Origin of the sequence: Brevundimonas sp. SGAir0440 (genome assembly GCF_005484585.1) — a bacterium.
GTDB lineage: Bacteria > Pseudomonadota > Alphaproteobacteria > Caulobacterales > Caulobacteraceae > Brevundimonas.
Window position 1 is genome coordinate 2,852,058 of the sequence record NZ_CP039435.1, and the last position, 23,387, is coordinate 2,875,444.

The window sequence follows — 23,387 nt, forward strand, 5'->3', positions numbered from 1 at the left end:
GGTCAGGCCCGGCCATCGACATCAATGCTCGGAGTGGCGAAGCGTTGCAATGCTGGATGTCAGTTCGCGGGGCGACCGACTTCCTCCACATCCATTGTCGTGACGCCAGCCGGCGCCGGAGCGGACGGCTTTTCGGCGGCAGCGGGCCGGTCCAGGGCATTCAGGCGCGCGTTGATGGCGGCGACTTCGTCACGCGTCGGCAGGCGGCGACCGCCCAGGCTGACCACGCCGACGACCCGCTGCTGGCCATCGATCTCGACCGTCTTCAACGGCACGTCCTTCACCGGCGCATCGGGATCGGCGCCGCCGGTTGCGGAGCCGGCCGCGATCGTCATGCGGGGACGCGAGAAGCGCGCCTCGTCGATCGCCGGCTCACGCCCAGTGTAGGTTTTGCGGAAGGCGGCCGTTTCGCCATAGACGCCTTTCCAACGATAGAAGATGTGCGCGCCGATCTGCGTCACCTTGGCCACCGTCGGCGCCCACCAGGGATGCACATAGTCCGCGTGATAGTGGGTGGCCGTGCCGACGTCCTGAGCCACGGCGCCGTTCAGCGCGCGCTCCGCCACCTTGCGCGCCCGCTCCCACGCCCAGCCGACGGGCGCTTGGCCCAGCGAGCCGTCGCAGGTGAAGCTGAACTGACAGCCCGTGACGCGTTCGGCGCCTTCGAACACCACCCCGCAGACGGTGTTGGCGTAGTTCGGATCGCGCACGCGGTTCAGGACCACCTGCGCCACGCCCGCCTGGCCGTTGTCCGGCTCCAGCGCCGCTTCGTAATAAACCGCCTGGGTCAGGCAGCGCAAAGCCCGCCTGCGATCCTCGGCGCTGCCCTTGAACACGAACGGCAAGGCGGGACGCAGCGCGCCGGACGCCGGCGCCATGGCGGCATTCAGCCGCTGGGCCTCAAGGCCGCTCTTGCCCGGTTCCAGTCCCGGCTTGCCAGCCAGCGTCAGGCTCTCCCAACCCGGCGTCAGTCCGTAGAGCGCAGGCTGCAGAAGGTTGGGATCATGCCGCATGGCGACGGCCAGCTGCGACGGGGTCAGACGCTCCTTGATCGCCGCCAAACCGCCCGCGCCGAGATCGCCGCCGGTGATGCGCGAGACCGCCTCAGCGGTCCGATCCATGTCGGGCCGCACGCTGGACCCCGCCGCCATGGCGACGCCCAGCACCGCGCCAGCCGCGGGCAAGGCCGCCGCCGAACGCCGCAGCGCCTTCCACATCGTTTTCCAGGGCAACCGGGTCATTCAGGGTCCAACAGCCGCGATCGGCGCACCGGCCTTTCGCTGAGATCGCGCGTCTAGTCCGACTTATAGGCCATTTTCCGGCGCCACGACGACCGCCGTTATCGCACCCCTTTGCGCGTCAGGGGTGGTCGCCCCAAACGCAAGGTGTAAAGCTATGTTCCAGCGGCGCAAACGCGTCGCTGGTGGGGCGAACCGACGATATGAGCGCAGGCGGATCGAAAGGGCGGATCGCAGGCATGGATCGCTGGCTGGTCGGCCTGGCGCGCTTACCCGCGACCTCTGCGTCGCGTCGTCTTTTGATCGGAGCCGGGATCGCGCTTGCCGGGCTGGTGATCCGGGCGGCGGCGGCGCCGCTGTACGGCGAGGTCACCGGCTTCACCATCCTGCTGCCGGCGGTGACCCTGGCCGCGCTCGCGGCCGGCTGGTCCGGCGCCCTGGCGGCGCTTTTGGTGTGCACCGGCGGCGGCTGGGCGATTGTCGCGCTGACGGCCACCGGCCGGGATGGCGTGCTTGACGCCATCGGCGGTGCGGCGACCTGGAACTTCGTTCTCGTCAGCCTGTTCATCGCCGCGGTGGGGGCGTCGCTGCGCAAGGCCCTGTTGCGGCTGAGTGAAAGCGAGACCCGGTTCCGCGAACTGGCCGATACCGCCCCCTCCCCGATCTGGCTGCTGGACGCCAAGGGCGAGTTCGAGTTCGTCAACGCCGCCGTTTTCACCCTGCATGGGCTGAACATCGAGGCGTTGCGCGAAGGCGGCTGGAAGACGGCCGTTCACCCCGACGATCTGGAGACTGTAAAGGCGGCCGAGAAGGCCGGCGCCGCTGATCGCAAGCCGTTCCAGATGGAGGCGCGCGTTCAGGGACAGGACGGCGTCTGGCGCTGGATGCGGGCCGTCGTGCGTCCGCGCTTCGACGGCCAAGGCGTCTTCGTCGGCTATGCCGGCATTTCGTTCGACGTGACCGAAACCCGTGAGGCGCTGGATGCCGCAGCGCGCGCAGGGCGACGTCAGGCCTTCCTACTGGATCTCAGCGACCGACTGCGCGACCTGAGCGATCCCGAAGACATCATGGCCGATGTGGAGAGCACGCTCGGCGCGCTGCTGGACGTCGACCGGGTGGGCTATGGCGAGGTCGATCAGGCGGCAGGCGTCGTCTCCATGAGCCGCGACTGGACCGCCGGCGTCGAAAGCGCCCAGGGTCAGTTCAGCCTGAACGCCTTTGGCGAGGGTCTGATCGCGGACCTGAACGCAGGCCGCACCATCCAGATTTCGGATGTGCGCGAGGATCCTCGCACGGCGGCGGTCGCCGACGCCTTCGACGCCATCCAGACCCGCGCCCTGGTGCGCGCGCCGCTGATCCGCACCGGACGCTTGCGCGCATTTCTCTATGTCCATTCCGCGACCCCGCGCGACTGGACCGAGGCCGAGGTCAGCCTTGTCGAGGAAGTCGCCGCGCGCACTTGGGCCGAGGTCGAGCGCGCCCGCGCGGAAAACGAGACCCGTGAGAGCGAGCAGCGGTTCCGCGCCATCGCCGACACCGCCCCCGTGCTCATCTGGGTCACCAAACAGGATCGCACGCGCGCCTTCGTCAACCGCGCCTATGTCGATTTCCATGGCTCGAACTATCAGACCGTCCTCAACCTGGATTGGCGCGACGTGCTGCATCCTGAGGATCAGGCGCGCATCCTGGCGGAATCGCTGAGCGGCGAGGCGACGCGCGAGCCCTTTTCGATGGAGGCGCGGTATCGCCGTCACGATGGCGAATGGCGCTGGCTGAAATCCTTCTCCCGCCCCCGTCTGGCCGGTCAGGAGGTTGTCGGCTTCGTGGGCGTGGCGTTTGACGTGACGGACATGCGCACGGCCCAGGCGCGACTGGAGGAATCCGAGAACCGCTTCCGCACCGTCGCCGACAGCGCGCCCGCCCTGATCTGGATGAGCGACGACGCCGCCCAGATGGTGTTCGCCAACAGGCGCTATCGCACCTTCTTCGGCGTCGAGGCGGACGCGCATTTGCCAGACAGCTGGCGACGTCTGATCCACCCGGATGACGAAGGCGTGTTCGCCGCCGCCTTCATGCGCGCCTTCGAGGCGCGGGATCGGTTCGAGGCGCTGACCCGGATCAACCACCCGACGCTCGGCCCGCGCTGGCTGCGAACCGAAGGCGTACCGCGCTTCGACGCCTCGGGCCTATTCCAGGGTTATGTCGGCGCCTGCCTTGATGTGACCGACGCCAAGCGGGCCGAAGACGACCTCAAACGCATCAATGAACTGCTGGAAGAACGGGTCGACGAGGCCCTGATCGAAAAGGCCCAGGCCGAGGCGCAACTGGTCCACGCCCAGCGGATGGAGGCGGTCGGGCGGCTGACCGGCGGGGTCGCGCACGACTTCAACAACCTGCTGACCGTCGTGATCGGGGCGTTGGACATCATCCTGCGTAGCGAGGATGCGGCCAAGCGCAAGAAGCTGGGCGAGGCGGCGCTGGCGGCGGCGCGTCGGGGCGAGAGCCTGACGCACCAGTTGCTGGCCTTCTCGCGTCGTCAGGCGCTGCGGCCCGAGCCGATCGATCTCAACGCCCTGATCCGCGAGAGCGAACCGCTGCTGCGTCGGGCCGTCGGCGAGGCCGTGGACTTCAAGGTCAAGCTGAAACGCGGCGGCGCGCCCGCCAATGTCGATCCGGCCCAGTTCGAAGCCGCCCTGCTGAACCTGATCGTCAATGCGCGCGACGCGCTGGGTGATGTGACCGGGGCCAAAGGTCGCCAGGCCCGCATAACCGTGCAGACGCGGGCCTGCACCGTCGAGGCCGGACAGATCGCCGAACTGTCGGCCGGCGACTACGTCTGCGTCAGCGTCGCCGACAACGGCGAAGGCATGTCGCCGGACATCCGCGACCGGGTGTTCGAACCCTTCTTCACCACCAAGGGCGTCGGCAAGGGGACGGGCCTGGGGTTGAGCCAAGTCTATGGGTTCGCGCGCCAGTCGGGCGGCGGCGTCCAGATCATCTCCGAGCCGGGCCGCGGGGCCGAGATCTGCATCTTCCTGCCGCCGCTGTCGGCGGAAGACGCCGCAGTGACGTCGAGCCTGGTCGCCGCCGATGGCGCCGCCTTGGTCGAGGGCGGGCGGATGTTGCTGGTGGAGGACGACGCCGGCGTCGCCGCCATCGCGCTCGAAATCCTGGAAGGCTTCGGATTGGAGGTCGATTGGGCCGAGACGGGCGACGATGCGCTGAAGTTCCTTCAGGCCCACGACTTCGATCTTATGCTGACCGATGTGGTGATGCCCGGCGGCATGAGCGGTATCGATTTGGCGCGCGAGGCGGCGGCGCGCTGGCCGGACCTGCGGATCGCCCTGACCTCGGGCTACGTCGGCGAAGACGTGGATGCGGTGCTGGCCGACACGGTCTGGCCGCTGCTGCGCAAACCCTATTCGTCGGACCAGTTGCGCGCCCTGCTGGAACGCCTAAGCGCTGCTCCGGCGCTCTGACGGCCAAAGAAAAACGCGCCGCAGCGATGCGACGCGTCGATCTGTCTGGAGCTGCAGCTGGGTTAGCGGCGGGCCTTGCGGGCGGCGTAACGGGCGTCGCGCTTGGCCTTCTGCTCTTCCTTGGTCAACTGCTTGCGCGCCTTGCGGTCGGCGCGCTTCTCGGCGTCGATCTCTTCCTGGGCGGCCAGTTCGGCGGCCAGACGCGCGGCTTCTTTTTCGGCCTTCTCGCGACGCAGCTCGGCCTTGGCCAGTTCGTGCTGCTGCCGCAGGGCTTCCTTCTCGGCGGCGCGCTTTTCGGCCAGGCGGTCGAACTCGGGATCGGGCGCGGCGGCCTTGGGCTTGAATTTGGCGAGCAGGGCCTTTTTGGCCTCTTGCTGGGCGGTAATGCGGTCGGAGAATCCGGTCTTCAGATCTTTCATGCGAAAGCGTCAGGGTTCCTTGTGAGCGACCAGGGCGGTCGTCGGGGGTCAGGCTGCGCCACGCACGGCCCGAAGCGGGGCGCACAAAGCCGATACGCGCGCGAAAATCAAGGTTCGCAGCCCGCAAATCGGCCTGATGCGTCATTTGAAGCGTCGCGGCGGCGTGGCCGCAACACTCTACTTAAATATGCGACGCGGCCCGCATCGCAAGTGCGGCGATAAGAGCTTGCGTCGATCAAGGCGGTCTTAGTTCGGCTTTTGCGCCTGGCCGACAGCCGTTCCGGCCGCGCCGCCCACGGCGGCGCCGACGGGTCCGCCGACGACCGCACCGGCGATGGCGCCGCTGGCGGCCTTCTGTTCGATGGTCGCGCCGCAGGCGGACAGGGCGAGCGCCGTCGCAGCGGCTGCGGTCAGGGTGATGATTTTCGTCATGGGCTTCTCTCCAAAGGCCACGCTTGAACGCGAATGCCGCACAGCGGTTCCTGGCTTGAGCTCTAGTTGCACCGACGGCTCACGCCATAATTTTAAACAGATTTGATCAACGCATTTAGTTTGTCGCGCTGCAACATATCTATAAATAACAAGTCCAACTGTAGTTGGATGCAGTATTCAGACGATCGATTTGCCGCCTCTCGCCGTTTTGCAGCCACACAGGCCGTCGAGACTAAAAAATGCCTATCGAATCCGACGCGTTAACCATCGGATTGCGAATCGAACACATTGAGGCCATAAAGGGCTGGCTAAAGGCCCGTCCTCGACGCCCGGGCCAGTGAGCCGAGCGCCGGAATTTGCAGGCTGGACCGCGACCGCAATGGGTCGCCTCGCCGGCAAGACTACCCCGGGGGCCGCGTTTCTCGCCCTGCTGAACAGGACTACCTCGTTGTCGCATTCCTCGCAGACGCGCGCCATTTTGCGCGCCGATCGTGTGGCCAAGATCAAGCCCATGACGGCTGCTGCAGCCTTTGGCGGTCTGTTGGGACTGGCGATCGGATGCGCCTATCTGGGCGGCACGACGGCGCGCGCGACGACGCTGCGCGCCCAGGCCGAACGGATTCAGGGCGCCACCGCCGCCGGTTTCACGGAAGAAGCCCTTGCCGCCGCCGCCGGCGGCCTCGACGCCAGCGCCCTGACCATTGCGCGTCGACACGATCCCTACACCAGCGCGGGCTCGGCCCAGCGCGATCGCCAGGCCGAACTGCTGGCCGCCCGTCTCGAACAGCTCCGCGCGCCGGGCGATCCGCATCTTCGCCGCGCCAGCCTGACCGCACCGACCGCCGCGCCCGCCTTCCGCGTGGCCAACGCCCTAGATGCCAGCCGCGATCTCGATTGCCTGACCCAGGCCGTCTACTATGAGGCCCGTGGCGAGGGCGCCGACGGCATGAAGGCCGTGGCCCAGGTCGTTCTGAACCGCGTTCGCCACCCCGCCTTCCCCAAGACCGTCTGCGGCGTCGTCTTCCAGGGTGCGGCGCGCAGCACCGGTTGCCAGTTCTCCTTCACCTGCTCGGGCGCGATGCGCGGCCGCGTCAACCCGGCCGCCTGGAACCGCGCCAGGACCGTGGCCTCAAACGCAATGTCGGGGTCGGTCTTCTCGCGCGTCGGCAATGCGACCCATTTCCACACAACCGCCGTGACTCCGGGCTGGCGTTCTTCGCTGGTGCAGGTCAGCCAGGTCGGCAGCCACCTGTTCTATCGCTTCGGCGGCCGTTCGAGCACCGGCGGGACCTTCACCTACGCCGCCCGTCGCGCGGCGCCGGCGGATCAGCCGCGCCTGATCCAGGCCGGCCTCAACCCGGTCGAAACCGCGCGTCAGGCCGGACAGGCGGTCGCCTATTCGATGGTATTGGCGCAGGAAGGTCGCGCCCTGCCCGCGCCGGCGGCCCAGTCGACGACGTCTTCGCCTGCCGCCACGCGCGCCGCCGCGGCCCAGCCGGCTTCGCGCCCTGCGCGAGCGAACGAGACCTCGGCCAAAACCGATGTGGCCGAGACGGCCTCCAGCCCCGCTTGATCGGCGGAGGTCTGGAAGCGATCAGAGCGCATCCAGGCCGATATCAAGAACGGGCGCCGAATGGGTCAGGGCGCCGACCGAGATGACGTCTACGCCCGTCTCGGCGATGCCGCGCACCGTCGTCAGATCGACCCCGCCCGAGGCCTCCAGCACGATCCGCCCTGCGACGCGCGCCACGGCGGCGCGCAGGTCGTCGAGGCTGAAGTTGTCCAGCATGATGACATCGGGCGCCGCGCCCTCCTCGATCAGGGCCAATACGGCGTCCAGCTGATCCAGCCCATCGACCTCGACCTCGACCTTCATCAGATGCGGGGCGAAAGCCTTGGCCCGCCGCACAGCCTCGACGACGCCGCCGCAGACGGCGACGTGGTTGTCCTTGATCAGGATGGCGTCATCCAGACCGAAGCGGTGGTTGATCCCGCCACCGCAGGCCACGGCGTGCTTCTCCAGCGCGCGCAGCCCCGGCGTGGTCTTGCGCGTATCCGCGATCCGCGCCTTGGTCCCGGCGACGGCCTCGACATAGGTGCGAGTCAAGGTCGCAACGCCGCTGAGCCGTCCGACCAGATTGAGCGCCGTCCGCTCGGCCGAGAGGAAGGCGCGCGCGTCGGCCTCGACAACCGCCAGCACGGCGCCCGTCTCAAAGGCAGCGCCATCGCTTAGCCGCAGATCGACCGAGGCCTTGGGGTCCATGGCCAGCACGGCCAGGCGCACGCAGTCGATACCCGCCAGCACGCCAGGCTTCCTGGCCGCAAAAGCCGCCTTCATCCGCGCATCCTCTGGGATGCAGGCCATGGCGGTCACATCGCCGGCCCGACCCAGATCCTCGGCCAGCGCCAGACGCACGACGGGCTCGACCAGCACTTCAGGAAGTCGTCTCATTCCGCCGCCTCCAGCGCCGCCTGGTGAGGGATCCGCACCCGCGTATGCACCGCCGCCCCATCCGTCTGCGGATAGTCCGAGCGATAGTGCCCGCCCCGGCTCTCACGCCGGTCCAGAGCCGCCCGGGCGATGAGCCTCGCCGCCAACAGAACGGCCGCAGGCCCGTAGTTGCTTTCCAGCCGGTCAATCAGGGAGATCAAGCCCGACAGCCCTTCCGCATCACGCACCACGCCCGCATGCGCCGTCATGGCGGTCCGCAGTTCGGCCATCGCCGCATCCGGCAGGTCAGGCGAGATATCAGCCGCCAAGGGGCGGCCGCCGCCGACTTCCTGGGCCGCCGACCGGCCCGCGCGCCGACCGAAGGCCGCCGCTTCCAGCAGGGAGTTGGACGCAAGCCGGTTGGCGCCGTGCACGCCGGTCGCCGCGCACTCTCCGACCGCATAAAGGCCCGCGACCGTCGTGCGGCCGTCGGCATCGGCGGCGATCCCGCCCATGTGATAGTGGCAGGCCGCCATCACCGGGATCGGGCTGATGCGCGGGTCCAGCCCGGCGCGCATACAGGCGGCGAAGACGGCGGGAAACGCGTGCGGAAACTCGTCCCCGATCGCTGTGCGTGCATCCAGAAAGGCCCCGCGACCGTCCACGCGAGCCGCATGAACCGCGCGCGCCACCACGTCGCGCGGTTTCAGATCGGCGTCGTCCGCCTGGCCCAATAGAAAGCGTCCCTGACCATCGATCAGTCGCGCGCCCTCCCCCCGCAAAGCCTCTGTCGCCAGCGGCGCGGGGTCCAGTCCCACGTCGATGGCGGTGGGGTGGAACTGCACGAACTCCGGATCAAGGATTTCCGCGCCGGCGCGCGCGGCCAGGGCCATACCCTCGCCCTTCAACGCGGCCGGGGTCGTGGTCGCCGCGAACAGACCGCCCGCCCCGCCAGTGGCCAGCACCACCGCCTTCGCCGTGATCTCGACCAGGCGGTCGCCGCGCACGACCACCGCCCCGACCACTCGGCCGTCGGCATCCTGCGACAGCGCCTTCAGCCGCGCGTCTTCCCAGATCTCGATCAACGTCTCGGCTCGCACCGCTGCAACGACGGCCGACAGGATGGCTCGGCCGGCGCCGTCGCCGCCGACCCGCGCCACGCGAGCAACGGAATGGGCCGCCTCCAGGCTGACGACGAAACCGCCGTCCGCATCCCGGTCGAACGGCGCGCCCAGGGCCGCCAGCCACTCCACCGTCTCACGCCCGGCGTCGGTCAGGGCGCGCGCCGCGACCGGCTCGACCAGACCCGCGCCCGCCGCCTCGGTATCCCTGGCGTGCAATGCGGCCGAGTCTTGTGCCGTCAGCGCCGCCGCCATCCCGCCCTGCGCCCAGGCGGACGAACAGGCGTTCAGCAAGGGCTCGGGCGTCACGACCAGCACCTTCGCGCCAGCCTTGGCCGCCTCAAGCGCGGCCGACAGCCCCGCCAGCCCCGCCCCGACGATCACAGGTCCGTCATGCCGCGTTCGGTTCATCGTCCAAAGCCCAAATAGTTGAGGCCCAACTGCACCGCGCCGGACGGATCGCCCCCGGTCATCGGCATCAGGGCGCCGACGGCCGCCGCCGCGCACACCGCCAGGGTCAGCAGATAGAGCGCCAGGCTCTTGCCCGCCTCGGACCAGCTCAGCGTGCCCCACGCCGCACGCCAGACGCCGCGCTTCAAATGGCTGAACACCGACAGAGCCAGGAAGGCGGCCAGGATGAACCGCCCGGTCGTCAGGCCCCACCAGACCACCGCCACGCCGATGACCAGCAGCACGATCTGCTCCAGACGCGGATGCACACGCGTCAGCACCGGCCCTAGAGCCTTGGATCCATCCAGAGGCGGGGCCGGCACGAGGTTCACCAGATTGAGCATGGCGATGAAGAAGGCGCCCATCAGCCATTCGCCCTGCCCCAGAACCATCCAGACCCCGACGAACGGGATCATCGCCAGCAGGCCGAAGGCCGGTCCGGCCAGCGACACCAGAACCCCGTCCCACTCGCTCTTCGGCTCCCGCCGCGCCTTGGCCAGACCGCCCAGGAACGGGATGATGTAGATGCGGGCGGGCCCCATGCCGAGCTTGTTCATCGCCAGGGCGTGGCCCGCCTCATGGACGAACAGGCCGATCAGCACCGCGCCCGCCACGATGGCGCTGCCCGTGATCCACCACAGGAAGCCGCCCATCAGCGCCGTGGACAGCATCGCCCAGACCAGGCTCTGGTCCTTTTCGGCCGGTACTTCCGCCGAGGGCGCGGGCGCGGCTCCACGCGCCGATGTCGGTTCGGGCTTGGCGTCCCAGGGGCCGGGCGCGCGGCCCAGAGGACGGTCAGGCGTCTGATCTGTGGTGTCGGTGTTGCTCATGGCGTCCAGATGGGCGCAAGGACCCGCCCCGTCGCCGGGACCGATCGCCGCGTCACGCTCAGATCAGCTCCACATCGACGTGGTGGCGCGCCTTGACCAGGTCGTAGCGCGCCGGAACGGCGGGCGGCGGCAGGTCGATCATTCGCTGCACCGCCAGGCGTCCACGTTCGATCATGTCGGCCGGCACCGTCACCTCGAACTGCATGTTCAGAAGGCAGTCGTGGATGTTCTGCAGCGTGATCCGCTTCATGTGCGGGCACAGGTTGCACGGGCCGATGAACTGCACGCCCGGCACGTCGCCGGCCACGTTCGAGGCCATCGAACATTCGGTGATCATCACCACCTGTTTGGGCCGTCGCGCCTCGACATAGTCGGTCATCGCCGCCGTCGATCCGGCGAAATCCGCCGCCGCCAGCACGTCTTCGGGACATTCGGGGTGGGCCAGGATTTCCGCGCCGGGATAGGCGGCGCGCATCTCGACGATGTCGTCCACCGTGAACCGTTCATGCACCTCGCAACGGCCCTTCCAGGCGATGACGCCCACCGTCGTCTGGGCCGCGACGTTGCGCGCCAGGAACTCGTCCGGGATCAGGATGACGCGGTCCACGCCCCATTCCCTGGCCGCCCATTCGACCACCTGAACGGCGTTGGCGCTGGTGCAGCAGATGTCGGTCTCGGCCTTCACATCGGCGGTGGTGTTCACATAGGTCACGACCGGCAGGCCCGGATAGCGCTGCTTGATCAGCCGCACGTCCGCCCCGGTGATCGACGAGGCAAGCGAGCACCCGGCGCGCAGGTCGGGGATCAGCACGGTCTTCTCGGGCGACAGGATCTTGGACGTCTCGGCCATGAAGTGAACGCCCGCCTGAACGATCACCTTCGCATCCGACCGCGCGGCCTCCTTGGCCAGGCCCAGGCTGTCGCCAACATAGTCTCCGACCCCGTGGAAGATCTCGGGCGTCATATAGTTGTGGGCCAGGATCACGGCGTCGCGTTCGCGCTTTAGCCGGTTGATCTCGCTGATCAGCCGCGCCTGCGCGGGCCATTCCAGCGGCGTGACGTGGTCCTTGACCTTGGCCCACACCCCGGCGGTTTCCCGCTCCAACTCTTTCGTCAGACCAAAGGCGCCGTCAGCCATGATCATCTCCATACCCTTATGCTCACATTTAGCATAAGCAGGCGCAATGTAGGCCGATGCGGGCGCTGTGCAAGAGGAAACTCATTCCTATTCCCGCAACTCACCGACGACTGCGATGTGCAAAAACCGTTCCCAACAGTGCGGATATCGCCTAGATGGCAGCCTACTTCTTTGCCTTTAAGCGCCTATCCACGACATTTCCATGCAGGACACCATCCGCCGCATCCTCACCGCGCGCGTCTATGATGTGGCGGACGAAACGCCTCTCGACCCGCTGCGCCGCCTGTCGGCCCGGCTCAAGCGGCCCGTTCTGCTAAAGCGGGAAGACTTGCAGCCGGTCTTCTCGTTCAAAATCCGTGGCGCCTACAACAAGATCGCTGGCCTGTCTGAGGATGAGTTGTCCAAGGGCGTCATCTGCGCCTCTGCCGGCAATCATGCGCAAGGGGTGGCCCTAGCGGCCGCTCGCCGCAATACGCTTGCGACCATCGTGATGCCCACCACCACACCCGGCATCAAGGTGGCGGCTGTGCGGGCCCTGGGCGGCGAGGTGGTTCTGCATGGCGACAGCTTCGACGAGGCCTACGCCCACGCCCGTGAACTGGAGGGCCGGACCGGCGCGGCGTTCATCCACCCCTTTGATGACCCCGACGTCATCGCGGGCCAGGGCACGGTGGGGCTCGAGATCGCCCGTCAGCACGCCGATCCGATCGAAGCCATCTTCGTGCCCATCGGCGGCGGGGGCCTGGCCGCCGGGGTCGCGACCATCGTCAAATTCCTGCGGCCCGAGACCCGGATCGTTGGAGTCGAGCCGGTGGATGCGCCGACGATGAAGTCCGCCATCGACGCGGGGCAAGTCGTGACCTTGAACGAGGTCGGCCTGTTCGCCGACGGCGTCGCCGTGCGTCGAGCCGGGACCGAGACCTTCCGCCTCTGCAAGGATCTGCTGGACGAGATCGTGCTGGTGGACACCGACGCCATCTGCGCCGCGATCAAGGACATCTTCGACGATAGCCGCGCAGTCGCCGAACCCTCCGGAGCCGTCGCGCTGGCGGGGCTGAAGGCCTGGGCCGCCGCTCATCCCGGAACCGGCAGTCTGATCGCCATCAACTCCGGCGCCAACCTGAACTTCGACCGTCTGCGTCATGTCGCCGAACGGGCCGAGATCGGAGAGGGCGCTGAGGCTCTGCTGGCCGTGGCGATGAAGGACGACCGCGACGACTACCGTCGATTCCTGGACAGTCTGGACGGTCGTTCAGTCACCGAGTTCAACTATCGCTGGTCCGGCGACGGGCAGGCGCAAATCTTCGTCGGCGTCGCCCTGCGAAACGGTCCGCCCGAGCGGGACGACCTGATCGCGGCGCTTCGTTCCGGCGGCTATGCGGTCGAGGACATGAGCGACAATGAGACCGCCAAGCTGCACGTCCGCTACATGGTGGGCGGCCGCACCGTCGGCCTGCACCACGAGCGTATCCTGCGCTTCCAGTTCCCCGAACGCCCCGGCGCCTTCCTGCGGTTCCTAAACAGCCTGCAACCCGCCTGGGCCCTGACGCTGTTTCACTATCGCAACCACGGCGACGACGTCGGCCGGGTGCTGGCGGGCATCAGCGTTCCGCCCCAGGAGCAGGCACAGCTAACCGCCGCCCTGGCCGATCTGGGCTACCCCTACGTCGACGAAACCGCCAATCCGGCGTGCCGCCTGTTTCTGGACGGCGCGTAACTACGTAGTGCGACCTTAACCGGGCGTTTGCGGGCTCTGGTGCATAGAGACAGGCCTACGGAGCCCGTCATGTTCTCGTTCAATCGCCTGTCCATCGCCTTAAAGCTCGCCGTGGTGGCGGGGCTCGCCATCGGCGCCTTGATGATCGTCGCGGCCATCGGCGTGACGGCCTATTCCGGCGCGATCGTCCGCGACATGGCCGGCCGATACGCCGAAAGCGCTGCGCTAGAAGCCTCGCAAGAAATCCGCAACGAGATCGTCTCGGCCGGCACGGGCGCCAAGACCCTGGCCGCGACCTTGGGCGCCGCACGACAGACGGGACTGACCGACCGCGCCGCCTATATGGCGCTGGTCAAGCCGAACGCCGAAGCCACCGATCAGGTGATGGGCGCCTGGTTCATGGCTGCCCCGGACGCCGTCGGCGCCGACGCCGCCCACATCAGGGATGCGGCGAGCAGTTCGAACGTCAACGGACGACTTTCCATCTATTGGGTGCGTCGTGACGGTCAGATTTCCCTGGAGCCCGAGGCTGACGGCTCCGACTTCGAACAGGCCTATTATACCGAGCCGATGGCCAGCGGCGCGCCGGTCGTGGTCGAACCGTACGAAGAGAACATTGGCGGCGGCAAGGTCGCGATGACCTCGGTCGCCTATCCGGTGCGCGCCAACGGCCGCATCATCGGAGTCGCGGGCTTGGACATCACCTTGGCCAACCTGTCGCAGCGCTTGGCGGCGATGAAGCCGCTGGGCACGGGCCGCGTCACACTGGTGTCGAACAAGGGCGTCTGGGTCGCCCATCCGGACGCCGCCGTGCGAGGCCAAGCCTATGCGGACGCTGGCGCGGACATCGTGCGCAACGTCATCGCCGAACGCCAGGCCCAGGCGGTCGAGGGCGTCAGCGTAAACGGCGAGCCGGTTCGGCGTCTGGTCCAGCCTGTCATCCTGCCCGGTCAAAAGGCGACCTGGGCCGTCGTGCTGGACATTCCTGTCGCGACGATCGAGGCCCCGGCGCGGCAGTTGGCCTTGATGCTTCTGGTCGGCGGCGTTCTGATCATCGCCGCCATCATCGTCGCCCTTCTGATCACCAGCGACCGTCTGATCCGACGCCCGCTTGCGCGTCTGACGGCCGATGTGCGGACCATGAGCGACGGACGCTATGACATTCCCGTCGCCGGTGCGGACAAGGCCGACGAACTGGGCCAGATCGCGCGGGCGCTCGAAGGGTTCCGGCTTGAGCTTGCGGACGGTCTGGCGCGGCGCGACCAGCAGCAGCGCGAACGTGCGGCCGCCGAGACCGATCGTCGCCGGCACGCCGAGGAGACGGAGCTCTTCGCCGCCTCGCAAACGCGCGCCGTCGAGACGTTGGGAGAAGGTCTGTCGCGTCTCGCCGCCGGCGACCTGGCCTGGCGGATGCCGGAGGCGGGCTTCACCGCCGACACGCGTCGCATCCCAGAAGATTACAACGCCGCGCTGCATCAGCTGCACACGACGATGACCGGCATCTGGACCACGGCCCAGTCGATGCGCGGCGGATGTCAGGACATCGCCGCAGCCGCCGACAGCCTGTCGCGCCGCACCGAGCAGCAGGCCGCCGGTCTGGAACAGACCGCCGCCGCGTTGGACGAGCTGACGCAGACCGTGCGCAGCAGCGCCGAAAACGCCGAGCGCGCCCGAGACATCACTCAGGCCGCTCAGGCGGCGGCCGACAAGGGCGAGGCCGTGGTGCAGGACGCAATCGGCGCCATGTCGGAGATCGAGCAGTCCTCGACCCAGATCAATCAGATCGTCGGCGTCATCGACGAGATCGCTTTCCAGACCAGCCTTCTGGCCCTGAACGCCGGCGTCGAGGCCGCTCGGGCCGGGGAAGCCGGACGCGGTTTCGCCGTCGTCGCCTCCGAGGTGCGGAGCCTGGCCGAGCGGTCGGCCAGCGCCGCCAAGGAAATCAAGGCGCTGATCGCCCTGTCGCAAAGAAATGTGCAGCGCGGATCCGATCAGGTGTCGCTGACGCGCGACAGCCTCAGCGCCATTGCTGTCCAGGTGGCGGAGGCCAACGCCCTGGTTCGCACCATCGCCGCCGCGACGCGCGAACAGTCGGTCGGCATCGGTGAGATCAATGTGGCGATCAATCAAATGGACCAGTTCACCCAGCAGAACGCCGCCATGGTCGAGGAATCCACCGCCGCCAGCCACGCTCTGACGAGCGAGGCCGGCGAACTGGAGGGTCTGATCAGTCGCTTTGATCTGGGTCAGACGGCGCAGTCCAGACGCGCCGCCTGATCAGGGAACGGGCGCCACGCACAGCGCCCGTCTGTCTTCACGCCTTATCGATGGCTGCGGCGATCTGATCGCTGGAATGGCCCGTAAGGTCCTTGGCGATCTCGCCGACCAGCTTGGCTTGAAGGTCCTTGTGCCAATGCTTGCGCAGCTCGCCCAGCGTCTTGGGCGCGGCGATCACCAGCAGATCGTCGATCTTGTTGGTGACCGACCATTTGTTCAGCACCTCGGCGACGCCCATGGCGAAACCGTCCTCGGCCTGGGTGTCATTGTCTGGGTTCGCCTCATTGGATCGGCGGCCGGCCGAACCCGACACCCGATCCGCGATGGCCGGCGTTTCCAGCGGCGTCAGCTTGATGTCCGAGGCGTTCGTGTTCTTGAACAGGGCCAGCTTCTCGCCATCGACCACCGCCACCAGCGCGCCATTGGAAAGTTTCATCGTCGATACTCCAGTCTGTAGGGATCGAGACAACGAACCGGGACGCAGGCCGTTGCCTCGCGCCACCGATCCCATAGTGTCGCGCGAGAAAACCGCCGGGAGATGAACCATGCCTGACGTCCTGCCGCTGGACCGCCGCCGCCTGATGGCCTTGGTCGCATCGGGCGCCGCGGCTACGATGCTGCCGGGGTGCGCGACCATGACGGCTGCATCGCCGCGCCAGACGGTATGGACCTTCGATCGCCTGGCCGACATCGGGGGAATCGAGACCCGCGTCGAGGGCGCGCCGGGCCTGATCGACAGCCCCTTTGGCCGAGCGGTTCAGTTCGACGGCGTGGACGACGCCCTGTTCATCGATCAGCATCCGTTGGCCGGGGCCGAAACCTTCACGTTCGAGGCCCTGTTCCGACCCGACGGCGGCGCCTTCGAGCAACGCTGGTTTCATCTCGCCGAAGAGGCGCCGGCCGATCAGCCGCCGTCGCAGACGCGCTTCCTGTTCGAGATTCGCGTGGTTCAGGACCGCTGGTACCTGGACGCCTTCACGCGCGGGCCCGGCTACAACCACACCCTGATTTTCCCCGAGCGGCTCCATCCGTGCGGACAGTGGTTCCACGTCGCGCAAACCTTCGACGGCGTCCTGTACCGGGCCTATGTCGACGGGGTCCTGCAGGGCGAACACCCGGTGCCGTTCAAGCCGCAAGGGCCAGGCCGCGCTTCGGTCGGTTGCCGCATCAACCGCGTGAACTACTTCAAGGGCGCGGTGCGTCAGGCCCGCTTCACCCACGCCGCCCTGCCGCCCGAACGATTCACACGGAGCTAAAGCAGCCGACCGCCCGCTTCATGCCCCAACAGCCAGCGTTTGCGCTCAAGGCCGCCCGCATAGCCGGTCAGCGTCCCGTTCGCTCCGATCACGCGATGGCAGGGCACAATGACGCCGACCGGATTGGCGCCGTTGGCCAGACCCACGGCGCGGACGGCCTTGGGCGCGCCGATGGCCGCAGCAAGCTGACCATAGGTGCGGGTCTCGCCGGTCGGGATGTCGCGCAAGGCCTTCCACACCGCGCGTTGGAACTCCGTGCCGCCGGTGCGGACCGTGATGGCGTCGAAGGCGGTCAGGTCGCCGCCGAACCAGGCTTCGACCGCCCGGCGCACTGGCTTCGGCGCGCGGCCTTCGGTCAGCACGACCTCACCGTAATGTCGGCGCAGCAGCAGGCGCAGACGGGCCTCGTAGTCGTGGAAATCAAGCGCCCGCACCGCTCCGTCGGCGTCGGTGACGACCAGCACCTCGCCGACCGGGGACGGGATGCGATCCAGGGTCAGATGCATGTCAGGCTGCTTGGTCATCTCGCCGTTCCTCGCTCAGGGCCCAATAGAGTGCGCCGTAGGCCCGCCACGGCCGCCACCGCTCGGCGCGCGCCAGCAGCGCGGCGTCCGTCGTCGCCAACCGGTCGCTGGGCGCATCCTCGCCGGCGTCGATCCAGTCGCCCGCAAGCCTTAACCCCGAGCTCGCCCTGATTGCGGCGTGCAGAACGGGATCGGCCGACAGGTCGCGCGTGATCGCCTCGGGATCGGCGGCGAGGTCAAACACGCGCCGCACCCGCGCCAGCACGCCCGGCAAGGCTTTCAGATTGTCGATCCGCGCCTCGACCGCCGCCTTGCCCGGCTCGGCGGGGCGCACCGTCACCGCACCCTCCGCGCCATCCACGTCGGGGCGCAGCCGCCGGGTCCAGACGTCATCGACAACCGCCTCGCCCGCGACGCCGCGCGTCGCCAAGGTCAACATCATGGCGTCCCAGTCATAGGGCGGGCGGTAGGACAGACCGATCTTGATTACCCCGCCCGCATCCGCATCGACCTTGCGACGCCGCAGGTCGGACGGTGCGCGACCATACAGGGCCTGAAACGTCTCATTAAATCGTCTCACGCTGCCGAAGCCCGACGCCATCGCCACCTCGGCCATCGACAGGTCGGTCTCGTGGATCAACTGTTTGGCCAGGAAGACACGCCGCGTCTGGGCCACGCTGACCGGGGCCGCGCCCAGATGCTGACGGAACAGGCGGCGCAGCTGTCGCTCGCCCATGCCCAGCCGTGTCGCCAGAGCGTCCGTGTCGCCGACATCCAGCGCACCCGCCTCGATCAGCGCCAAGGCCCGGCTCACAGTATTGGACGTGCCTCGCCAAGCGCCCATTTCCGGCGCCGTCTCCGGCCTGCATCGTAGACAGGCCCGCAAGCCCGCAGCCTCGGCCGCTGCGGCGCTGGGGTGAAAGACCACATTCTCGCGCTTCGGCGTCCGCGCCGGGCAGACGGGCCGACAATAGATGCCGGTCGAGGTGACGCCGGTGAAGAAACGCCCGTCGAAACGGGCGTCCCGCGCCACGACGGCGCGCCAGCAAGCCTCCTGATCCAACGACTGATCCATGCCCGCAGGATGCGCCGCCCGCCCGACGATGTCTCGCGGTTTTCGGACATGAATCGGATCAGTCTCTCAGGAAGAACAAGGCCTCGACCGTCGTATCCAAGGCCCGGGCGAGTTCAAGGGCCAGAACGGTCGAGGGTACGAAGACGCCGTTCTCGACCGTATTGATGGTCTTGCGCGAGACGCTGGCCTTGTCGGCCAGCCCCTGCTGCGTCAGGCCTGCGGCGGTTCGCGCCTCTTTCAACCGCGAGCCGAGCCTGGGATCACCCATCGCGACCGGCCTCGCGATCCAGCCAGGCGAACCGGAGGCCTGCCGACGCCCCGCCCAGCGCCAGGACATAGGGCAGAGCCAGCACGCCATAGTCCGCGCGCCACAAGCCCAGACCCAGCGCCACGGTGACCCCGCCCATCAGCACGACGAAGGCCAGGATCATCGACCGCGCCCGCAGAACCTGCGTCAGCTCGTCTTCCATCAGACGGCGGTTCTTCTGTGCATTCCAATCCCAGCCCATGACGAGCACAGGGATCAACCAGCCGTACAGAACCGGCAGCAGGATCTGCACATAGGCGCCCAGGTTGTGGTCCCCGCCCAGAACCCGCTGCATGGCCAGATGCGCCTGAGCCATGAACAGCAGCAGCACAAGGGGAAAGAGCACCAGCTGTCGGGTGCGCTCCCGCTGCAGCTTTTCGCGGCGGGCGCCCTCCCGGCTCTCCGCAACATCGATGGGCTGACCGGGTCGGCCGCACCACGCCATCATGGCCCCGATGATCATCAGCCCAAAGCCGAAGCCCGCCGCCACGCCCGCCGTCGTCGCCTGATCGCCCTCTGTGCCATGCATGAGCGCGAAGCCCGCGCCGCCCGCCAGGGCGGCGGCGCCGATGACCAGCATAGCGACGCCGCCCCACCAGTATCTACGCCGGCTCGACTGCACCCGCAGAACCGCGGCGTTTTCATCCTTGTTCACGACGTCCTCCTGAAGTAACCTTGAGGTGACATATCACCTATAGGTTACACGCCGTCAAGAGGGGGCGTCGCATTTATCGACCGACCACCAGGCGCGCCGCCGCGCGGATGACCCGCACCACCTCCGCGGCGAAGGCCCAGACGACCACGACCATCAGGATCGTCGCCACCCCGCCGACGTCCTCGCCGGAGCGGCCGATCAGAACCCGAATCCGGTCCACGAAATCGGTGACGCTGCCGACCCAGATCACCGGCGACAGCGCCGACCAGAACCAGACCCACAGCAGGCCCCAGGCGGCGGCGATCCCGAACGCCAGGTCGCCCAGCGCCGTCAGCCGTACATTGCCGCCCGACGCCGCCCGCATCAGGTCGAAGCCGATGCGACAGGCGGCGAACAGAGCAACCGGCCAATAGGCGACCCGCACCATGTCCGCCAGAATGCGCCCGTAATCGACGCCGTCGACAACGCCTGCCAGTTCCTCCGGCCGGATCGGCGCCACCTGCAACAGACCCGTCCACCACAGCAGCACCACGGTCCAGCCGATGGTGCTGGCCACCGCACGCGCCACGGGCGACATCTCGGCGCTCTTGCGCACGGCGCGGCCGGACTTGGCCTGACCCGCGCTTCCGCCCGACCAGTCGCCGTTCGCCAGCTTCTGCCCCCACTGTTCGGCGTCGAAATCGCCGCCCAGCTCGAACATACCCAGGTCCTTGACGCGCCATTTGGCGATGAAGTCCGGCTTCTTCGACTGACGCTCCAGCACGAAGCCGACCGCGGTCAGGAGACCCACGACCGTGATCGCGCCGCTGATTAGGCTGGAAATGCCCTGCCCGATCGCCTGGCCCACATAGACGTCGCCGACCAGGACCCGCACGGCCAGGCCGATCAGGGTGACGGCGGCCATGACCGTCAGCCCGACCTTCAGCCCAAACATCCACCACGGATAAAGCTCAGGCCCGATCAGCGCCTGCGGTCCTGCGCGATAGCGAGCCGCCACGCTCAGCGGATGACCGACCTCGCGCAGCAGGGTTTCGGCCTCGTCGTCGGTCGGCGCCCGGCCCAGACGCGCCTCCAGCGCCTCCAGACGGCCCATGATCTCGTCACGCAGCTCGGCGACGATGTCGTCGCGGCTCTCCTTCGGCAGCTGGGCCGCCACGGCCTTCAGATAACGTTCGACTAGGTCCATGCCGGCCTCTCCCTCTTTCCCGATGTTCACAGCATCTTCTCCAGCGAGGCCGACAAGCCGCGCCATTCCACGGCGAGCCGTTCCAGCATCGCCTCCCCGCGCGGCGACAGGCGGTAGAAGCGCTTCTTGCGCCGCTCCTCTTCGCGCCATTCGCTGTCCAGCAGCCCCTGGCTCTCCAGCCGGCGCAGCAGCGGATAGAGGGTGCTCTCCTCCATCTCGACCCCGACCTCGCCCAAGGCGACCCGCAGCGAATAGCCGTATTGCTCGCGCCGCAGGCTCGCCAGCACGGCTAGGATCAACGACCCCCGCCGCAGCTCCAGCCGCAGACTCTCGAACAGCAACGCCTCGTCGTTCTCGCTCACCCGCCACCTCCGTGCGTCACATAGTGTGTGGTATACAGTGTATGGGACATACTGTGTGAGGGAGTCAAACTAGGCCGACCGCAACTAGGCGCAGGTCAGCGCGCTATGGCGAGAGACTTCCTCACGCACTAAGTTCTGTTCATGAACCGTTCTTCGACGCCGAAGCCCGCCGCCGCCAAGCCGGCCAAGCCCGTTCACGTCCCCAATCCAGGGGTGCAGGAGGCCTCGGCCGCCTTTATCCGCGATACGGGCAAGATGCCGATGTTCGCCCCGGTCGCCGGCCCGCGCCTGACGCCGGAGGAGCCGGTCGCTGCGCCCGCCGATTGGGTGCCGCACCGCCCCTCGCACGAGGGCAAAAAGAAAGGGGGCCGCTTCCGGCTGGAGACCAAATACACGCCCGCCGGCGACCAGCCCGCCGCCATCGCCGAACTGGTGGCCCAGGCCCAGGCCGGGGACCGCGACCAGGTCCTGCTGGGCGTCACCGGCTCGGGCAAGACCTTCACCATGGCCAAGGTGATCGAGGAAACCCAGCGCCCCGCCCTGATCCTGGCGCCGAACAAAACGCTGGCGGCCCAGCTCTATTCCGAATTCAAATCGTTCTTTCCCGACAACGCAGTCGAATACTTCGTCAGCTACTACGACTACTACCAGCCAGAAGCTTATGTTCCGCGTACGGATACGTACATTGAGAAGGACTCAAGCATAAATGAGCAGATTGACCGGATGCGGCACTCTGCCACGCGCGCTATACTAGAACGCGAAGACGTCATTGTTGTGGCGTCGGTGTCCTGCATTTACGGCATCGGGTCGGTTGAGACCTATACGGCGATGACGTTCACGCTGAAGGTGGGGGACCAGATCGACGAGGCGAAGCTGCGGGCGGATCTGATCGCGCTGCAGTACAAGCGCAACGACCTGAACTTCGACCGGGGGATGTTCAGGAAGCGTGGCGATGTGATCGAAATCTTCCCGGTCCACCTGGAGGATCGGGCCTGGCGGATCAGCCTGTTTGGGGACGAGCTGGAGGCGATCCAGGAGTTCGATCCGCTGACGGGCAAGAAGACGGCCGATCTGAACGAGATCACCGTCTATGCGGCCAGCCACTATGTGACCCCGCGCCCGACGCTGAACCAGGCCGCCGCCGGCATCAAGGCGGAGCTGAAGGAGACGCTGGACTGGATGGTCGAGAACGGCAAGCTGCTGGAAGCGCAACGCCTGGAGCAACGCACCCGCTTCGACCTGGAGATGATGGAGGCCACCGGCAGCTGCGCCGGCATCGAGAACTACAGCCGCTGGCTGACGGGCCGCGCGCCGGGCGAGCCGCCGCCGACCTTCTTCGAATACATCCCCGACAACGCCCTGCTGTTCGTGGACGAGAGCCACGTCACCATCGGCCAGATCAACGGCATGTTCCGGGGCGACTACCGCCGCAAGTCGACGCTGGCGGAATACGGCTTCCGCCTGCCCTCCTGCATCGACAACCGCCCGCTGAAGTTCGAGGAATGGGAGGCCATGCGCCCCCAGACGGTACACGTGTCAGCCACCCCCGGCCCGTGGGAGATGGAACAGGCGGGCGGCGTCTTCGTCGAGCAGGTGATCCGCCCCACCGGCCTGATCGACCCGCCGGTCGAGATCCGCCCCGTCTCGGGCAAGACCCGCAACCAGGTCGACGACGTGATCGACGAGGTCAAGGCGACGACGGCCAAGGGCTATCGCAGCCTGGTCACCACCCTGACCAAGAAGATGGCCGAGGACCTGACCGAATATATGCATGAGCAGGGCATCCGCGTCCGCTACATGCACTCCGACGTCGACACGCTGGAGCGGATCGAGATTCTGCGCGACCTGCGGCTGGGGACCTTCGACTGCCTGATCGGCATCAACCTGCTGCGCGAGGGTCTGGACATCCCCGAGTGCGGCCTGGTCGCCATCCTGGATGCGGACAAGGAGGGCTTCCTGCGCTCGGAGACCTCATTGATCCAGACCATCGGCCGCGCCGCGCGCAATGTGGACGGCCGCGTCATCCTGTACGCCGACCGCATGACCGGCAGTATGGAGCGCGCCATCGCCGAGACGGACCGCCGTCGCGAACGGCAGATGGCCTATAACGCCGAACACGGCATCACGCCCGAAACGGTCAAGCGCGACATCAAGGAGATCATGGACAGCCCCTATGAGTCGCGCGAGATGGATCGCCTGACCAAACCGGGCGTGGCCGAAGCCTCCAAACCCTTCGTCGGCTCCAACTTCCAGGCCGCCCTGCGCGACCTGGAAGGCCGCATGCGCGAGGCCGCCTCCAACCTGGAGTTCGAGGAAGCCGGCCGCCTGCGCGACGAGATCAAGCGCATGAAGCTGATGGACCTGGAGTTCGCCAACGAAGCCCTGACCGGCGCCGGCGAAGCCGTCGACAAGTCCGCCCCCAAACGCTGGCGCGCCGAGGCGGCGGCGGAGGCGCAGGAGCGGTTCAGGAAGGGACGGCTGTAAGGGGCC

The 23,387-nt window shown here is 67.7% G+C and carries 20 protein-coding genes; 6 read left to right on the plus strand and 14 right to left on the minus strand.

Annotation, left to right across the window (positions count from 1 at the left end):
• Positions 1-59: 59 nt before the first annotated feature.
• Positions 60-1,241 carry a cell wall hydrolase gene (locus tag E7T10_RS14000; RefSeq protein WP_137722275.1) on the minus strand — a complete coding sequence of 394 codons (1,182 nt, stop codon included), beginning with the start codon at positions 1,239-1,241 and terminating at the stop codon, positions 60-62.
• A gap of 236 nt (positions 1,242-1,477) precedes the next feature.
• Between E7T10_RS14000 and E7T10_RS14005 the strand changes: the two genes are divergently transcribed.
• Positions 1,478-4,717, plus strand: a complete 3,240-nt coding sequence (locus tag E7T10_RS14005) for a PAS domain S-box protein (RefSeq protein WP_246846043.1) — start codon at positions 1,478-1,480, stop codon at positions 4,715-4,717.
• A gap of 62 nt (positions 4,718-4,779) precedes the next feature.
• Here E7T10_RS14005 and E7T10_RS14010 read toward each other — a convergent pair whose 3' ends face one another.
• On the minus strand, positions 4,780-5,136 hold the full coding sequence (locus tag E7T10_RS14010; protein ID WP_017504725.1) for a DUF6481 family protein: 357 nt from the start codon (positions 5,134-5,136) through the stop codon (positions 4,780-4,782).
• Positions 5,137-5,382: 246 nt separating this feature from the next.
• Positions 5,383-5,568: a hypothetical protein gene (locus E7T10_RS14015; protein ID WP_137722277.1), complete on the minus strand. Its 186-nt coding sequence runs from the start codon at positions 5,566-5,568 to the stop codon at positions 5,383-5,385.
• 511 nt (positions 5,569-6,079) lie between these two features.
• Here E7T10_RS14015 and E7T10_RS14020 point away from each other — a divergent pair.
• Positions 6,080-7,141: a cell wall hydrolase gene (locus E7T10_RS14020; RefSeq protein ID WP_210416115.1), complete on the plus strand. Its 1,062-nt coding sequence runs from the start codon at positions 6,080-6,082 to the stop codon at positions 7,139-7,141.
• 21 nt (positions 7,142-7,162) lie between these two features.
• On the opposite strand, the gene nadC is transcribed toward E7T10_RS14020, so the two are convergent.
• From nadC to nadA, 4 genes are read right to left on the minus strand one after another with little or no spacing between them, the layout of a single operon-like run.
• Positions 7,163-8,020 carry a carboxylating nicotinate-nucleotide diphosphorylase gene (nadC, locus tag E7T10_RS14025; protein ID WP_137722279.1) on the minus strand — a complete coding sequence of 286 codons (858 nt, stop codon included), beginning with the start codon at positions 8,018-8,020 and terminating at the stop codon, positions 7,163-7,165.
• Complete coding sequence (locus E7T10_RS14030) at positions 8,017-9,531, minus strand: L-aspartate oxidase (protein ID WP_137722280.1); 1,515 nt, start codon at positions 9,529-9,531, stop codon at positions 8,017-8,019. Before E7T10_RS14030 ends, nadC begins: the two co-directional genes overlap by 4 nt.
• Positions 9,528-10,400 (minus strand): metalloprotease, encoded by an 873-nt coding sequence (locus E7T10_RS14035; protein ID WP_137722281.1) that lies wholly within the window; start codon positions 10,398-10,400, stop codon positions 9,528-9,530. Before E7T10_RS14035 ends, E7T10_RS14030 begins: the two co-directional genes overlap by 4 nt.
• A gap of 58 nt (positions 10,401-10,458) precedes the next feature.
• Positions 10,459-11,550: a quinolinate synthase NadA gene (gene nadA, locus E7T10_RS14040; protein WP_246846044.1), complete on the minus strand. Its 1,092-nt coding sequence runs from the start codon at positions 11,548-11,550 to the stop codon at positions 10,459-10,461.
• A 190-nt stretch (positions 11,551-11,740) separates the two neighbouring features.
• On the opposite strand from nadA, the gene ilvA reads away from it, so the two are divergent.
• Together ilvA and E7T10_RS14050 are read left to right on the plus strand one after the other, a co-directional pair.
• Positions 11,741-13,255 carry a threonine ammonia-lyase, biosynthetic gene (ilvA, locus tag E7T10_RS14045; RefSeq protein WP_137722283.1) on the plus strand — a complete coding sequence of 505 codons (1,515 nt, stop codon included), beginning with the start codon at positions 11,741-11,743 and terminating at the stop codon, positions 13,253-13,255.
• 69 nt (positions 13,256-13,324) lie between these two features.
• Entirely contained in the window at positions 13,325-15,532 is a 2,208-nt protein-coding gene (locus E7T10_RS14050; RefSeq protein WP_137722284.1) for a methyl-accepting chemotaxis protein, read from the plus strand.
• Positions 15,533-15,569: 37 nt separating this feature from the next.
• Here E7T10_RS14050 and E7T10_RS14055 read toward each other — a convergent pair whose 3' ends face one another.
• On the minus strand, positions 15,570-15,968 hold the full coding sequence (locus E7T10_RS14055; RefSeq protein WP_137722285.1) for a host attachment protein: 399 nt from the start codon (positions 15,966-15,968) through the stop codon (positions 15,570-15,572).
• Positions 15,969-16,077: 109 nt separating this feature from the next.
• Between E7T10_RS14055 and E7T10_RS14060 the strand changes: the two genes are divergently transcribed.
• Positions 16,078-16,788, plus strand: a complete 711-nt coding sequence (locus E7T10_RS14060; protein ID WP_137722286.1) for a LamG-like jellyroll fold domain-containing protein — start codon at positions 16,078-16,080, stop codon at positions 16,786-16,788.
• Here the strand turns inward: E7T10_RS14060 and E7T10_RS14065 are convergent.
• The 6 genes from E7T10_RS14065 to E7T10_RS14090 all read right to left on the minus strand — a co-directional run bounded on the left by E7T10_RS14065 (position 16,785) and on the right by E7T10_RS14090 (position 20,897).
• Complete coding sequence (locus E7T10_RS14065) at positions 16,785-17,312, minus strand: methylated-DNA--[protein]-cysteine S-methyltransferase (RefSeq protein WP_137722287.1); 528 nt, start codon at positions 17,310-17,312, stop codon at positions 16,785-16,787. The two genes, E7T10_RS14060 and E7T10_RS14065, sit on opposite strands and share 4 nt — an antisense overlap.
• Positions 17,296-18,387, minus strand: a complete 1,092-nt coding sequence (locus E7T10_RS14070; protein ID WP_137722288.1) for a bifunctional transcriptional activator/DNA repair enzyme AdaA — start codon at positions 18,385-18,387, stop codon at positions 17,296-17,298. Before E7T10_RS14070 ends, E7T10_RS14065 begins: the two co-directional genes overlap by 17 nt.
• 58 nt (positions 18,388-18,445) lie before the next feature.
• Complete coding sequence (locus E7T10_RS14075; protein WP_017504712.1) at positions 18,446-18,655, minus strand: helix-turn-helix transcriptional regulator; 210 nt, start codon at positions 18,653-18,655, stop codon at positions 18,446-18,448.
• Positions 18,648-19,349: a hypothetical protein gene (locus E7T10_RS14080; RefSeq protein ID WP_137722289.1), complete on the minus strand. Its 702-nt coding sequence runs from the start codon at positions 19,347-19,349 to the stop codon at positions 18,648-18,650. Before E7T10_RS14080 ends, E7T10_RS14075 begins: the two co-directional genes overlap by 8 nt.
• Positions 19,350-19,422: 73 nt before the next feature.
• Entirely contained in the window at positions 19,423-20,535 is a 1,113-nt protein-coding gene (locus tag E7T10_RS14085; RefSeq protein ID WP_137722290.1) for a hypothetical protein, read from the minus strand.
• 26 nt (positions 20,536-20,561) lie between these two features.
• Entirely contained in the window at positions 20,562-20,897 is a 336-nt protein-coding gene (locus tag E7T10_RS14090) for a PadR family transcriptional regulator (protein WP_091749647.1), read from the minus strand.
• Positions 20,898-21,038: 141 nt separating this feature from the next.
• Between E7T10_RS14090 and uvrB the strand changes: the two genes are divergently transcribed.
• Positions 21,039-23,381: an excinuclease ABC subunit UvrB gene (uvrB, locus tag E7T10_RS14095; protein ID WP_137722291.1), complete on the plus strand. Its 2,343-nt coding sequence runs from the start codon at positions 21,039-21,041 to the stop codon at positions 23,379-23,381.
• Positions 23,382-23,387 lie beyond the last annotated feature (6 nt).